Genomic DNA, 15212 nt, shown 5'->3' with positions numbered 1-15212 from the left:
CTTTCCAACATCCCAAGGAAGTTTGAGGGCTTTTTTATTCTTTGATTTAATTTATCACAACTGATTTTTAAATTGGGCTTCATATAAAGCCTGGTAAAAACCATCTTTTTTATTGATCAACTCATCATGACTGCCGATTTCAACAACAGACCCTTGTTCCATCACTAGAATTTTATCTGCATTTTTGATTGTGGAAAGCCGATGAGCAATCACGAAACTTGTGCGGCCATCCATCATTTGTAAGAAGGCATCTTGAATGTTTTTTTCGGTCAACGTATCAACAGAACTAGTCGCTTCATCTAAGATCAACATAGGCGGATCACTGATCATGGTTCTAGCAATCGTCATCAATTGTCTTTGACCTTCAGAAATTTTGATTCCACTGGCACCAATCAAAGTATCTAACCCTTCAGGCAAACGGGTAACAAAATCAAAAATATAGGCTTTTTTCATAGCTGCTTCGATTTCGTCATCGGTGGCTTCAGCGTTTCCGTAAGTCAGATTAGCACGGATAGTGCTGTCAAATAACCAAGTATCTTGTAAAACCATCCCAAAACTTTTACGTAAACTATCTCTTGTGACTTGCGTGATGTTATGCCCGTCGATCGAAATTTGTCCACTATCCACCTCATAAAAACGCATCAGTAAATTTACCAAGGTTGATTTACCGGCACCCGTTTTTCCGACAATCGCAATTGTTTCACCAGGGAAGGCAGTCAAATTAAAGTCTTGGATCAAAGGTTTTGAGGGGGTATAAGCAAAATCTACATGCTCAAATATGACTTTTCCTGTAACCTTATTTAAAACAAAAGCATGTTCACGATCTGGTTTTTCTTCAGGTTGACTGATGATTTCAAATGTACGATCTAATCCGGCCAGAGCTGTTTGGATTTGCGTAGTGATTCCGGACAACTCAATAAAGGGTTTAGAAAACTGACTGGAATAAATAGTAAAACTAGAGATGACACCAATCGTAATTGCTTGATTTCCACTTAATAGTAAAAGTCCCCCGACAAGACCAATTGATAGATATGCTAAATGATCAATAAAACGAGAGAGTGGGTTTGTAAGTGAAGAAGAGAACTGCGCTTTTTGCCCGCGAACGTATAAGTCTTGATTCAATGATTCAAAACGTTGTTGAGAAACATTTTCTTGTTGAAAAGCTTTGACGATTTTTTGATTTCCAACCATTTCAGAAACATAACCAGAAATTTCGCCTACGATTTTTTGCTGAGCAGAAAAATTTTTCTGAGACGATTTTGCAACGACCCAATTGACTAGAAAAATAATTGGTGTAGCAACTAGAACAACTGCTGTAAGGATTGGGCTTAGTTTAAGCATAAAGAAAAACGCAATGATCACCACAGATAGTCCTGAAAATAATTGGTTAAAAACAGCAGAGCATGCTACAGAAATGTTATCCATATCATTTGTAAAACGACTAACGATATTTCCATGAGACGTCTGATCATAATAATTTAACGGTAACCGATTTAAATGGGCGAAGGCATCTTTTCTAAGTTCTGCTACAGAAAGATAGGAAACACGATTCCCTAGACGTTGAATCAACCATTGACTGATCACTGTAATAACCAAAATACCAGCTAAAGTGCTAAGAAAACGCAAGAGAATTGCAAAATCAACATTGCCTTTGGCAATCATCGTATCCACAGATTTCCCCATGTAGTAGGTCATCAAAACGGTGGTTAATCCACTGAGAATACCGAGAATAACCGCCGCAGTCATCTCCTTAGGATATCGAAGCAAATAAGGCATGAAACGATTAAATGAATTTGTAGCTGTTTTTTTCGTTGTCATGATTTAGTTTCCTCCTCTTGTGAAGCGACGATTTCTTGGTAAGCTTTAGAATGGTGTAATAATTCCTCGTGAGTTCCTAGTCCAACTTGTTTGCCGCTAGCTAAAACTAAAATTTGATCTGCTTGTTGAATCGAACTGATTCGCTGAGAAATGATAATAAGTGTCGTTTCCTTTAAATCTCGGCGTAATGCAGTGCGTAAATTTAGATCAGTTTGATAGTCTAAGGCACTTAAAGAGTCATCTAAAATCAAAACGTCCGGTTTATGGATCAAAGCACGGGCAATCGTCAAGCGCTGTTTTTGACCGCCAGAAAAGTTTTTTCCACCCTCGTATACTTTTGTATCTAATCCGTCACTTAGGTTTTCAACGAAATCTTTGCATTGAGCGGTTTCTAATGCTTGCCAACATTCTTCATCGGTCGCGTTTTCTTTTCCCCATTGAAGGTTTTCTCGAATCGTGCCTGTAAATAAAACTGCTGTTTGAGGTGTAATTGCAATTTTTTTGCGTAGTCTTTCTATAGACCAGTCACGAACATTGATTCCATCAACGAAGATATTGCCTTCACTGGTATCATAAAAACGTGGAATCAATTGTGTTAATGTACTTTTTCCACCGCCTGTCGGTCCTGTAATACCCAGAATTGAGTTTTTAGGAATTTTCAGTGAAATATCTTTCAACGCTAATCCAGCACTTGGTTGGTAGCGGAAGGAGACACGATCGAAGACGATTTCTTTTGTTTGACCGTCAGAAGTCATTCCGTTGTTTGTCGATTGAATGCTAGGATCGACAGATAGTACTTCCTGAACTCTTGATGCAGAGGCTGAAGCGCGGGTAAAAATGATTACTAAATTTGAAACAACGATCAACGCAAGCAGCATCTGATTCATATAATTGATCAAAGCCAACACTTCTCCTTGTTGTAGTCCGCCGATTTCGACTTTGATCCCACCAAGATAAAGTAAAGCCAAAATACCAAGGTTCATTACTAAGGTGGTAGCAGGAGTCAATAAAGCTGAAATATTCGAAACACGGATATAGATAGAAGAAAGATCATCTGTTACTTCATTAACGTGTTTTTCTTCTGTTTGTTTTCTAGCGAAGGCCCGAATAACTCGGACACCACTTAAATTTTGACTAATTTGTCGATTTAACATATCTAGCTTTTCTTGAACTTTTTTATATAATGGTACTGTCGTTTTTATAATGAAATAAAGAATAAGACAAAAAATCGGCAACATCAGCAGAAAAATGAACCCCATCTGCACATTAATATAAAAAGCCATAATAACAGAACCGATACTTAAAAAAGGTGCCCGGATCACAAGCCGAATCAACATCGCCAAAGCTAACTGTAACTGATTGATATCATTCGTCATACGTGTGATCAACGTATCTGTTCCAAAACTATTTAATTCAGCATGAGAAAGTTGATTGATTTTTTTCATCAATTGATTTCTTAATTCTGTCCCAAATCCTTGAGAAGCAATTGATGAATAATACTGACAGATCATCACACAAACTAGCCCAATGATTGACATCAAAAGCATCCAGCCAGCCATTTGGATTACATAGGATCGGTCATTATTTCTAATTCCCTGATCAACTAAACGAGCCATAAATAAGGGTAAAACTAACTCAAAACAAGCTTCTAAAAACTTAAAAAAAGGACCAAGAATAATTTGCTTGCGGTATTTCTTTGCATATTTGAGTAAACTGAACATGAGATTCCTCCTAAATTTAAAAGCTAAAAGAGCTCGTTCAGCCTTGACAGGAAAATAGAAAAAATTGACTGAAGCGTTTTTTGCTTCATTCAATTTTTATCTTTTCCCCAAGAGGCTAGCTCTTGAAGCTAGATATAATTAAAAGCGTAGTAGGCTCGCCCAGTCTCGAAGAAAAATAGGAAAAATTGCTTGAGACGTTTTTAGTCTCATTCCATTTTTATCTTTTTTCCTAGAGAGAAGCCCACGAAGCTAGATATGATATATGGTAACACCGTTTCGCATTAAGTAACGAATGGAAGCAATGATCCTTTCAGTTACCTTGTACCAAGTCTTTTAGTGCGACGAATAATCGCAGGAGTAATCAATATCAACTCATAACCTCGTTGTATTTCTTGGCATGTTTCAAAGCAAAAATGTAACAGCTTCGTAGTCAAATGAGCACACAAACAGATAATGTTTTTTACAAATAAGGTTTCTCTTCTATTGTATATCAATTTTTAATGAGAATAAAGTTGCTCGCATTAAACCATGATTATTTGTTACAATAACTAGTAAATGCTATTTTAAAGGAGAAAATAACATGAATGAATTTATTGAAATCGTTTTATTATTTTTCATCTACTCGTTTATTGGTTGGCTGTGGGAGACAGTTTATTGTTCATTAAAGGCCAAGAAATTTGTGTATCGAGGGTTTTTAGTTGGACCTTATTGCCCAATCTATGGGTTTGGTATTTTGAGTGTTCTTTATTTTTTAGAACCGCTTAAACAAAATATTATTGTTTTGTATGTGTTATCGACGATTTTAGTCACTATTTTGGAATATATCACGAGTTACGGCTTAGAAAAGTTATTCCATGCTTCTTGGTGGGATTATAAAGATGTTCCACTGAATATCAATGGTCGCGTCGCATTGCCTGTATCACTCTTTTGGGGGATTGGCTGTGTGCTGATCGTACGCGTCATTCATCCTAAAGTAATGTTACTTGAGGAGTTTTTATCTGAAAAATTCGGTATGATTCTACCGATTATTTTAGTACTTTTGATCATTACTGATTTGATTTATACCTTAGTTAACATGCAGTCATTTAAAAAAGTTACAGCGCAAATCAGTACAGCTGTGGAAGAGCGTAAACAAGAACTGGCTACTGCATTGACTGAAAAACGTGAGGAACTATCAGCAAATCTCTCTGAACTAAAAGAATCTGTTTCAGAAGAAATCACGGAACGAAAACAAGCAAAAACAATAGAACGAAATTCTTGGATGGAAGAGCTTAAAGAAACCCCAGCAATTAAGAAACTATTAACGCATATGAACTACAATCAAAAACGTTGGGTAAGAAATTATCCTAATTTGAAGCTCAAAAATGTGAAAAATCCTTCTGAAGTCCAACAAATCATTAATAAAAGCAAAAAAAAGGATGATTAATTTTTATTTAGTATAACAGTATATTTTTGTGTTTCATAATGCTGATAAATACTGATGAACAAAGGTTTTAAGAGAGATTTCAAGACTGAAATATGACGGATAGAATTGAGGAATGTTACAGGAAAAAGGACATTTTCGCTGAAATGTAACAAATTGTAACGCTATTGAAATAAAATAAGCTCTATAGATTAGTATAATAGGTGGAGTTGGATTTAGTTAGGAAAGGTGTTGGATTCAGTGAAAGTAAAAAAATTGATACCATTTTTAGCTGCTATCATGCTAGTAAATGTTGCTCTTCCAATCGGTGCCGCAGCAGAGTCATTAGATGAGCTGAAGGATAAAGAAGCTCAAGCCGCACAAACGGGAGAATCACTTAGCAAAGATATCAATACAGCTTTGAATGATGTTAATGAAAAATACGCTGAAATTGAAAAACTTAAAGCAGACATTTCAAAAGCTGAAGAAACAATCAAGAACTCTGAAGCTGAAATCACAGTAACAGAGCAAAGCATTGCACGCCGTAAAGAAGTCGTTGGAAATCGTATGAAAGATATCCAGCTAAGTGGGGAACAGCGTACATGGCAAGTATTATTAGATGCTGAAAGTGTATCAGATTTCTTTAATAAAGCGTATGCGATGACTATCTTACAAAACGCAGAAAAAGAAAAAATCGATAGTCTATCTAAAGATAAAGAAAAATTGTCTGAACTTCAAGAAACTGTAAAAAGTAAACAAGATGAATTACAAACCAACGAAACAAAATTACAGGACGAAGCATCAGCAATGGATGAACAAGTTGTAACTTTAAAACAGCAATTATCTGATAATCAAGCGGCGTTACAACAAATCGCCAGTGAAAAACAGACAGAAGAAAAACGTATCAAAGATGAAAAGAAAGCAACTGAAGCTCGTCAAAAACAAGCTGCATTAGAAGAAGCTCAAAGAAAAGCTAAGGCTAGCTCTCAAACAAGCTCAAGTAGCAGTTCATCATCGTCAATCAGTGATTCAAGTAGCAGCAGTTCAAGCTCAAGCAGTGAAGAACAACCTGTTGTTACACCGCCATCACAACCAGAAGAAACGCCAAATACTGGTGGTGAAACTGGTAACAGTGGATCAAATGGTCGAGTACTTTATATGCAATCAACAGCTTACTCATGGAGAGAAGCAGGTTCTGGGTATATCACTGCAACTGGGATTGATCTTCGTTCACAAAGTAATGTGATCGCAGTTGACCCAAGCGTGATTCCGTTAGGATCATTTGTTGAAGTAGAAGGTTATGGATTTGCAGTCGCTGGAGATACTGGTGGCGCAATCAACGGTAACATTATTGACGTACATTTTCCATCTGTTGACCAATGTTTAACTTGGGGTCGCAGAAACAATGTTAAAGTTACAATTCAATAAAAAATGAAGAGCGTGGTACAAAACTAATCTTTAGTTTTGTACCACGCTTTAAATTCGAATAAACGGCGAGAAAAAAGTAGCTGAGAGAAATAAGCTTTTGTCTTGGCCTCTTTTTTTTGACCAATTATTAAAACAAATTAAAAAACAAGTGAATGTAATGCATTAACAAAAAATAAATGGTACACTTCAGTAAAGAAAGTGAGGAATAACAATGATTCGTTTTGCAACAAAAGAAGACGGAGAGGCTATTGCTCCGTTGATATTAGTTATTTTAAAAGATATGGAATTACCTTTATTAGAAATTATCCCAGAGGAAACACTTTTAGCAGTTCTAGCTGAAGCAGTGGCAGATCCAACTTATCGTTATGGCTATCAGCGAGGATTGGTTTATGAAGAAAATGGGCATGTAGCAGGAATTGCGTTTGGCTATCCAAATGAAGATGAGCCGATTATTGATGAGCCCCTAAAAAAAGTCTTGAGTAAATACAATTTGGATGAAGAAATAAGAATATTTATTGATCCAGAAACGTTACCAGGTGAATGGTATTTGGATTCGATTTCTGTTGATGAAAAGTATCGTGGATTGGGAATTGGTTCCAAACTATTAGATGCTTTGCCACAAATGGCCAAAAGAGATGGCAAAGACATCATTGGATTAAGTGTGGATAAAGGAAATCCTAATGCTAAAAAATTGTATAGCCGAAAAGGTTTTAAAGATGTAGCTGAGATGATGATCAGTGGACATTTATACGATCATATGCAGAAAAAAATCAGCGAATGATATACGCTGATTTTTTTTTAGTTATTTTAGCAAGTTCCCCAACCAATGATTGGTTTATGGTTTGAATTCTTTTTTTTATTATACAACCAATAATCCAAAACAGCTGCAACACATATACATAATGGCGCATCATCGTCATTTGTGACATCTAAACTGAAATAATCACCTGAAAAAAGAGTGGCTTTATTCATCTCCATGATTTTATGGTTGACTTGATAAATGGAATAACGATGATTTTTAATGTCTCCTAAAACAGTCCAATGCAAATGTTGGATATAATAAAAATCTGCATTCAAATTTAAAATTTTTCGTAACACTCCGACCTTTTCAAATCCTTTGTATAGTTCGAACCGTGAACCAAAGGCAAAGGATGTCTGTCTGATGCTAGCGACTAATTCACCGTTCATCTTATATAGAGAAAGCGCGTCACCACGTGTGCCCCAACGTCCAACAAGTAAGAAAAGAGATTTGCCATCCTCATCTTTAACAATGGTTCTTGTAACATTGCTTAATTGTTGTTCTTGAATAAAAAACTCAGACACCGTATCTCACCTCTTTTCTTAATTGGTTAGTTGTTTACATTATAAATCTTCTCGGATTGCCCGCAAGATTGCTTCGCCTACACCGTTTTCTAAGTTGGTAGAGGTGATATATTTTGCATGGTCTTTGACCTCTAATTCAGCATTTCCCATAGCAAAGCTAACACCAGCCCATTGTAGCATGCTAACATCATTGAAATTATCACCGATTGTCATAACTTCCTTTTCAGAAATTCCACGTTCTTTGGCTACATGGGCAACTGCGATTCCTTTTTGTGCATTTTTATGATTGACTTCAATATTATTTTGAGCCGATGAAGTGACTGCTAAATCGTTCAATTGTCTAATTTGAGTACTTGCAGGACCCAATACTTTCGGACCATCCATACTGAAACCAATAATTTTTAACACTTCAATGTCGTTTTGGGCAATCAAAGCACGCATATCATTTATATAAGTGATATCAAGTAAAGATAAGTGAGCGGCAGCCATGGCAATCGCTACTTTGTAGGTTAAGTGCGGCATCGTTGTTGCGATATGAGACGCAAAGTTCTCAATTCTTTTTTCCTGTTGTTCAGAATAAATTCCCTTGTTCGTTGAGACTTCAAAATATACATTGTGAGCATCTAAAATATCTAGGATCTCCGCTGTCGTTTTCTTGTCGATCCCTGCAGTGAAAAGCGAATTACCCGCCTTATCAAAGACTTTAGCGCCATTCAAAGTAATCATCGCACATTCGATCCCAGCTTCGTCTAGAGCGGGTTTTGCTTCTGTATATGCCCGTCCTGTAGCAACCATAAACTCGATACCCATGCGCTCAGCCTCTCTGATAGCAGAAGCATTGTCTTTTGAAATACCCATTTTTGAATCTAGTAGTGTGCCGTCCATGTCTGAAGCAATCAATTTAATCATAAAATTTTCTACACCTCGTTTATTTAACTTATCTATAGTTTAACATGTTTTTTCTATTTCAGTGCAGAAAAAATTTCCTTGTCACCTCATAAAAAATCAGATATGCTTAATGTGTAAAAGAAAGCTTTCAGAATAGAAGTTTTAATTAATAAGAATAGAAAAATACCGTACTGAATAAATTGAAGGAGGACAACGAATGAAAGCAATTATTCATAATAGTTGGCAAGATGTTTTAAAAGAAGAGTTTACAAAGGAATATTATTTGAATTTACGAGATTTTTTAAAGCAGGAGTATAGCGAGCAAACCATTTATCCAGATATGTATCACATTTATTCTGCGCTAGAATTAACACCATATGAAGAGGTTAAGGTCGTGATATTAGGACAAGATCCTTATCATGGTCCTAATCAGGCACATGGTTTAAGTTTTTCTGTGCAGCCTGGGGTTAAAACACCGCCTTCTTTGATGAACATATATAAAGAATTGAGAGATGATTTGGGCTATCCTCCTGTTTCTCATGGCTTTTTAGAAAGTTGGGCGAAACAAGGTGTTCTCTTATTAAACACAGTTTTAACGGTCAGAAATGGTCAGGCTTATTCTCATCGAGGACAAGGCTGGGAAAATTTGACGGATGGGATTATTAAAAAATTGAATGAGCGTGATAAGCCAATTGTCTTTATTTTATGGGGCAAACCAGCGCAAGAAAAAATTAAAATGATCGATACCAACAAACATGTTATTATCAAATCACCACATCCGAGTCCATTGGCAGCGCATCGCGGCTTCTTCGGCTCCAAACCTTTCTCAAAAACGAATCAGGCATTAGAGCAATTAGGAGAGACGCCAATCGACTGGCAATTGCCTGATACAGTGTCTTAAAACAGAACATTCTGTTATAGTGCAGAAGGGCTAATTTGTGAAATTATTATCAGAATCAGCATTTTTTACACTAATACAGCTAGAAATAACTGTTATTTTCTTGAAGAATGGTGTATGATAAGTTTGTATAAATAATCAGTTGGAGGGTATATCGTGGAATTATTCGATAGCTTAAAATTTAAAGTCATTCGCCGCAACATCAAAATTGTTTTTCCGGAAGCAACAGATCCTCGTATTTTAGGAGCTGCAGCTCGCTTGAAAGCAGAAGAATTAATGGAACCGATCTTGATCGGTAAACAAGAAGCGATTGTGGAGGCAGCTCACGCTCGCGGAATCAAAGCATCTAACTTTACGATCATTGATCCAGATAATTATGATGGATGGGAAGACATGGTTGCAGCGTTTGTAGAACGCCGTAATGGAAAAGTCACAGAGGAAGATGCTCGTAAGATTTTAAAAGATGTAAACTACTTTGGTACGATGCTTACGTATATGGGTCTTGCTGATGGTATGGTCAGTGGTGCGATTCACTCAACTGGAGACACCGTTCGTCCAGCTTTACAAATCATCAAAACAAAACCAGGTGTTAGCCGTACAAGTGGTGCAATGATCATGGTTCGCGGTCGCGACCAAGAAAAATACATCTTTACAGATTGCGCAATCAACGTAAATCCAACAGCGCAAGAATTAGCTGAGATTGCAGTCGATAGTGCAAAAACTGCTGAATTATTCGATATTGAGCCAAAAGTAGCAATGATGAGTTTCTCAACAAAAGGTTCTGCAAAAGCACCTGAAGTTGACAAAGTCGTTGAAGCAACAAAAATCGCTAAAAGCTTAGCACCTGAACTTGAAATCGATGGTGAATTACAATTTGATGCTTCATACGTAGCATCTGTTGCTCAATTAAAAGCACCGAATTCATCTGTTGCAGGACAAGCTACAGTCTTTGTTTTCCCAGAATTACAATCAGGAAATATTGGCTACAAGATTGCGCAACGTTTAGGTAACTTTGAAGCGATCGGTCCGATCTTACAAGGATTGAACAAACCAGTATCTGATTTATCTCGTGGAGCAAATGAAGAAGATATTTACAAATTATCTATCATCACAGCAGCTCAAACATTAATGAACTAATCTAAATGACTAGGAATTCAGAACAAGACGTTTAGCGTTTTGCTTTGACTCCCTAGTTTTTTTTTCAATAATTCGGTATACTACACTACATAGAAATAAGGAAAGCTAAAGTAGGTGAAAAAATGGATATCGTAATCGACAATCCCAAAGAAACGGAATCTCTAGCAAAAATCATTGGACTAGTTGCAGAGCCAGGTGACAATATCATTCTTTCAGGAGATTTAGGAGCAGGAAAAACCACTATGACGAAAGGGATCGCTTTGGGATTAGGTATCGATCAAATGATCAAAAGTCCCACCTATACGATCATTCGTGAATATCAGCAAGGACGTCTGCCGTTGTATCATATGGATGTGTACCGTATTGAAAATGGCGCTGATGATCTTGGGTTGGATGAATATTTTGAAGGCGATGGATTATCTGTTGTTGAGTGGGGGAAATTATTGGGCGAATTTTTGCCGACAGATTATTTAGATATTACCCTCACAAAAGATTCAAAATATATGGAAAAAAGAATCCTGTCAATTCAAGCATTTGGAACGCAGGCAGAAAAATATTTGGAACGCATTCAGCAAAAAATGGAGGAAAGTCTATGACAGAGGTTGAGTTTACGATTCGAGAAGCAATTCCAGATGATGCAGTAGAGATTTTACATGCTTTAAAAACGATTGGCAGTGAAACACCTTATTTGGTAATGGATGAAAAAGGGATGGAAATGACCCCAGTTGAGATGAGTGAGAACTTAGCGAATCTTTATGAATCGCTAAATAACATACTGATGGTCGCTTTAGCAGATGGAAAAGTCATTGGTACAGCTTCTGTCAAAGCCTCATCCAAAAAGCGTATGGAGCACATCGGAGAAATCGGAATCAGTATTTTAAAAGATTATTGGGGTTTTGGGTTAGGTAGTTTGATGATGGAAGAATTGATTCAGTGGGCGAAAGAAAGTGATGTAATCCGTCGTTTAGAGTTAACTGTACAGCATCGAAATCAGCGAGCTGTTCATGTTTATGAAAAAATAGGCTTTAAAACAGAAGCAATCATGGCTCGTGGCGCGAAAACGGATGATGGGGAATTCTTAGATGTCCATTTGATGAGTATGATGATTGATTAAAATCAAAAGAGAGTAAACTGGGATCATACTTGTTTATTCTCTTTTTTTGTAACGTGTCGTTACTTAGATGTCACAGGTTACATCTTCTTTCCTATGTAACCACTTTCTTCGTTTCTATATATTCTCTCTCAGCAAAAGGATATACTGATATCAGATAAAACGCTTAAGGAGCTGAACGAGATGTCAAAAGGAATAAAAATAGTTACAATCGGTGGAGGTTCAAGCTACACACCAGAATTAGTTGAAGGATTTATTAAACGTTACGATGAATTACCAGTACGTGAATTGTGGTTAGTTGATATTGAAGCAGGAAAAGAAAAACTAGAAATTGTAGGAGCAATGGCGAAACGTATGGTCAAAGCCGCAGGTGTTGACTGTGAAGTACATTTAACTTTAGATCGTCGTGAAGCATTGAAAGATGCAGATTTTGTTACAACACAATTACGTGTGGGACTTTTAGATGCACGTATTTTAGATGAACGCATTCCGTTAAGTCATGGCTTGATCGGACAAGAAACGAATGGCGCCGGTGGTATTTTTAAAGCGTTGAGAACTGTTCCAGTGATTTTAGATATTGTAGAAGATATGAAAGAACTTTGTCCAAATGCTTGGTTGATCAACTTTACGAACCCTGCAGGTATGGTAACAGAAGCTGTTTTACGTTATGGTAACTGGGACAAAGTTGTCGGTTTATGTAACATTCCAGTTAATGCTGTGTTTGAAGAAGCAGCATTATTAGGTGAAAATAATCGTGATCTATTCTTCCAATTTGCAGGAATCAATCATTTACACTGGCATACCATTACGGACAAAAACGGAAAAGATCGTACGGACGAATTGATCAAAGTAATGTATGGCCAAGACGATGCTAAATCAATTGTAGCCAACATTAAAGACAACAACTTGATCTGGGAACAAGTCGAAAACCTACACATGGTTCCTTGTCCATACCACAATTACTACTATTATACAGATAAAATGCTAGCCGAAGAATTGGAAGATTTCAAAAACAACGGCACACGTGCTGAAAAGGTAAAAGAGATCGAACATGAATTGTTTGAACTATACAAAGATCCTAATTTAGACTACAAACCAAAACAATTAGCAGAACGTGGCGGTGCGCGCTACAGCGATGCAGCCTGTGAAATCATCAATTCTATTCACAATGACAAACGCACAACGATGACGGTCAGCACCAGAAACAATGGTACGATCACAGATTTGCCAGCTGAAAGTGCAGTAGAAGTAACATGTACGATCACTGGCAAAGGCCCAGTTCCATATAACTTTGGTAGCTTTAAACCACAAGAACGTGGTTTATTACAAGTGATGAAGTCAATGGAAGAATTAACGATCGAAGCGGCTGTTACAGGTGATTATGGTACATTACTACAAGCCTTTACGATGAATCCACTGATTACAAGTGGTGATGTTGCTAAAGAAGTGATGGATGAATTGTTGGAAGCACATAAACAATATTTACCAGCTTTTTTTAAAGAAGGAAAATAATCTGAAAAAGCGAGGTTGGGACAGAAGTGTTTAACTCCGAGAAATAAGAAGGAGTTGCTTCTGCTCCCACCACTTATTTAGATTCCTTGAGGCTGAGATGTAACTCGTAGAGTTATATCTCAGCCTTTCTTTTGTTTTTGCACTTCTTTTGCCAAATACTCTACTGTATATAGCGCTGGTACTTGGGATGTAATATCACTATCTCCAATTCTTTCCGTTGAAATATAATAAGGAATATTCACATCTGATAGAGCCGCAATCGGAGATTTTTCACTATTCGTGATCGAAATGATCGAACTATCATTCGTAATAAAATGATTCAGATAATTGATGATCGCTTCATTCTCGCCACTAACAGAAAGGGCAATCACACAAACATTTTTCGCCATACTTTTATTAAAAAAGTTCACGGGGTGATTGATTGGATCTTCAATGTGAAAGGCCATACTAAAAATAGAAGAGAAATACAATGCACCATATTCAGCAATAATATTTGACGAACCTGTTCCAATAAATAAAACAAGATCTTTTTCAGACAATAACTTCGCAGCTGCTTGAATTCGTTCTTGATAAAAAGCTTCTGTAGAACGCTGGATAAAATTAGTGAACGATGTTTCATCAACGGCATGCGTTGTAACAGGTTCCGCTAAAGATTTTCGATACAAATTCAATTTGATTTTAAATTCAGAAAACCCTTCACACCCAAATTTTCGGCAAAAACGCAGAATACTGGCGGTACTGCTATGGGTTTCTTTTGCTAACTCACGAATTCGCATATAAACCACCTCATCAATGTGAGACGCAATATATTTATAAATTTCTAAGTCAATAGGGCTTAAATCGGGACTATGATTTAAAAATAACAAGATATCCACTACTTTCTTGGTTAATATTATTTATTTAAATCAATGCTATAAACAAAATGACGAACGGGCAGACCAGAATAATCTTTATCAAATTGCTTTACAATCGTCATTCCATTTTTTTCAGCAACTTTTTGAGAGGATAGATTTGTATCTCGAATGATCGAACAAATTTTCTTTGCGTTTAATTCAGTTTTAGCATAGGTGAGACATAATTGGCTTGCAGAAGTTGCGTAGCCTTGATTCCAATAGTGTTTATTGACTAAATAGCCGATTTCTAGTAATGATTCATTTTCGACGTCAGAATAAACAATACCGCATTGCCCGACAAAGGCATCACTTTTTTGATCAATAATTGCCCATAAACCAAAACCATTTTCCTCGTAGCTTTTTAAGTTCCAGTTCAACCAATCAGTGACCTTTTCTTGTGAAAATGTTGATTCATAGGCATACATCGTTTCTTCATCTTGTAAAATCAAACATAAATCACTAAAATCATCGGGTGTGAATTCTCTTAAATAGAGTTGTTCATTTTCGATTATCTTTTTAGTCATTACTTGTCGCTTCCTTTTTATCAGAATTTAATTTCATATTCATGACATACAACGGACCAAATTCACCTTGGACGATTTTTTCTAAGTGCTCAAAACCTGCGTTTTTATAGAGTGTTTGAGCAGCAAGGTTCTTTTGGTTTACGGCGAGAATAATCTCTGTCACATCTGGAAAATGTAGTCGAACAAATTCAGGTAATGCTCGTAATACCGCTTTTGCGTGACCGTTACCTTGGCATCTCTCATCAGTAGAAAATGATCTTAATAAAATTGCTTGCTCATTTGTTGTATATAAATGAACATCTTTTTTCTCGTCTAAAACAAAAAAGTTCGTTAATCGTCCATCCTCGATTCCTACTATTGGATGGATGAAAGAATTTTCTAAAGAAATTTTTATTGGCATTTCTGGTGTTCCTGTAAAAAGTAATTGTTCGTCATTTAGTTGATATTGCTGGATAATAGTTGAAAAATCGTTGGTATACCTTTTTAAGAACATGATTAGCACATCCTTTCTACACATTAATTTATTTTACCATAATTAAGTAAAAGTATTTTATTGA

The 15212-nt window shown here is 36.5% G+C and carries 15 protein-coding genes; 8 read left to right on the top strand and 7 right to left on the bottom strand.

Features of this window, described 5'->3' with window-relative positions; genetic code table 11:
• Window positions 1-54 precede the first annotated feature (54 nt).
• Both IGL98_RS13755 and IGL98_RS13750 read right to left on the bottom strand, forming a co-directional pair.
• Window positions 55-1818, bottom strand: coding sequence for an ABC transporter ATP-binding protein (locus IGL98_RS13755; RefSeq protein WP_206912016.1), 1764 nt, complete (start codon window positions 1816-1818; stop codon window positions 55-57).
• The gene (locus IGL98_RS13750) at window positions 1815-3539 is read right to left on the bottom strand and encodes an ABC transporter ATP-binding protein (RefSeq protein WP_206912015.1); all 1725 of its coding nucleotides are present in this window, start codon (window positions 3537-3539) and stop codon (window positions 1815-1817) included. The genes IGL98_RS13755 and IGL98_RS13750 overlap by 4 nt, the downstream gene beginning before the upstream one ends.
• 580 nt (window positions 3540-4119) lie before the next feature.
• Between IGL98_RS13750 and IGL98_RS13745 the strand changes: the two genes are divergently transcribed.
• The 3 genes from IGL98_RS13745 to IGL98_RS13735 all read left to right on the top strand — a co-directional run bounded on the left by IGL98_RS13745 (window position 4120) and on the right by IGL98_RS13735 (window position 7150).
• On the top strand, window positions 4120-4965 hold the full coding sequence (locus IGL98_RS13745) for a putative ABC transporter permease (protein ID WP_206912014.1): 846 nt from the start codon (window positions 4120-4122) through the stop codon (window positions 4963-4965).
• Between the two features lie 228 nt (window positions 4966-5193).
• Entirely contained in the window at window positions 5194-6369 is a 1176-nt protein-coding gene (locus IGL98_RS13740; protein WP_422851614.1) for a 3D domain-containing protein, read from the top strand.
• Between the two features lie 211 nt (window positions 6370-6580).
• Window positions 6581-7150: a GNAT family N-acetyltransferase gene (locus IGL98_RS13735; RefSeq protein ID WP_069646281.1), complete on the top strand. Its 570-nt coding sequence runs from the start codon at window positions 6581-6583 to the stop codon at window positions 7148-7150.
• 26 nt (window positions 7151-7176) lie between these two features.
• Here IGL98_RS13735 and IGL98_RS13730 read toward each other — a convergent pair whose 3' ends face one another.
• Window positions 7177-7692, bottom strand: coding sequence for an LURP-one-related/scramblase family protein (locus IGL98_RS13730; RefSeq protein ID WP_069646280.1), 516 nt, complete (start codon window positions 7690-7692; stop codon window positions 7177-7179).
• Window positions 7693-7731: 39 nt separating this feature from the next.
• Window positions 7732-8601 carry a Cof-type HAD-IIB family hydrolase gene (locus tag IGL98_RS13725; protein WP_206842934.1) on the bottom strand — a complete coding sequence of 290 codons (870 nt, stop codon included), beginning with the start codon at window positions 8599-8601 and terminating at the stop codon, window positions 7732-7734.
• Between the two features lie 196 nt (window positions 8602-8797).
• On the opposite strand from IGL98_RS13725, the gene IGL98_RS13720 reads away from it, so the two are divergent.
• The 5 genes from IGL98_RS13720 (at window position 8798) to IGL98_RS13700 (ending at window position 13238) form a co-directional block, all read left to right on the top strand.
• Entirely contained in the window at window positions 8798-9481 is a 684-nt protein-coding gene (locus tag IGL98_RS13720; RefSeq protein WP_206912013.1) for a uracil-DNA glycosylase, read from the top strand.
• A gap of 153 nt (window positions 9482-9634) precedes the next feature.
• Entirely contained in the window at window positions 9635-10615 is a 981-nt protein-coding gene (pta, locus tag IGL98_RS13715; protein WP_206912012.1) for a phosphate acetyltransferase, read from the top strand.
• A 122-nt stretch (window positions 10616-10737) separates the two neighbouring features.
• A complete protein-coding gene (gene tsaE, locus IGL98_RS13710) occupies window positions 10738-11211 on the top strand; it encodes a tRNA (adenosine(37)-N6)-threonylcarbamoyltransferase complex ATPase subunit type 1 TsaE (RefSeq protein WP_206912011.1) in 474 nt (157 codons plus the stop codon).
• Entirely contained in the window at window positions 11208-11729 is a 522-nt protein-coding gene (locus IGL98_RS13705; protein ID WP_206912005.1) for a GNAT family N-acetyltransferase, read from the top strand. The genes tsaE and IGL98_RS13705 overlap by 4 nt, the downstream gene beginning before the upstream one ends.
• Window positions 11730-11909: 180 nt before the next feature.
• Window positions 11910-13238: a 6-phospho-beta-glucosidase gene (locus tag IGL98_RS13700; protein WP_069646274.1), complete on the top strand. Its 1329-nt coding sequence runs from the start codon at window positions 11910-11912 to the stop codon at window positions 13236-13238.
• A gap of 119 nt (window positions 13239-13357) precedes the next feature.
• Here the strand turns inward: IGL98_RS13700 and IGL98_RS13695 are convergent, their stop codons facing one another.
• The 3 genes from IGL98_RS13695 to IGL98_RS13685 are packed head-to-tail and all read right to left on the bottom strand — an operon-like array spanning window position 13358 to window position 15148.
• The gene (locus IGL98_RS13695; RefSeq protein WP_206912004.1) at window positions 13358-14104 is read right to left on the bottom strand and encodes a MurR/RpiR family transcriptional regulator; all 747 of its coding nucleotides are present in this window, start codon (window positions 14102-14104) and stop codon (window positions 13358-13360) included.
• Window positions 14105-14130: 26 nt separating this feature from the next.
• Complete coding sequence (locus IGL98_RS13690) at window positions 14131-14655, bottom strand: GNAT family N-acetyltransferase (protein WP_206912002.1); 525 nt, start codon at window positions 14653-14655, stop codon at window positions 14131-14133.
• Entirely contained in the window at window positions 14648-15148 is a 501-nt protein-coding gene (locus IGL98_RS13685) for a GNAT family N-acetyltransferase (protein ID WP_206842918.1), read from the bottom strand. Before IGL98_RS13685 ends, IGL98_RS13690 begins: the two co-directional genes overlap by 8 nt.
• Window positions 15149-15212: the final 64 nt, after the last annotated feature.

This window comes from Enterococcus sp. DIV0840 (assembly GCF_050527835.1).
Classification (GTDB): Bacteria; Bacillota; Bacilli; order Lactobacillales; family Enterococcaceae; genus Enterococcus_L; species Enterococcus_L ureasiticus.
Note: the sequence above shows the minus strand (reverse complement) of the source record. Positions and strands in the feature narration are given on the sequence as shown.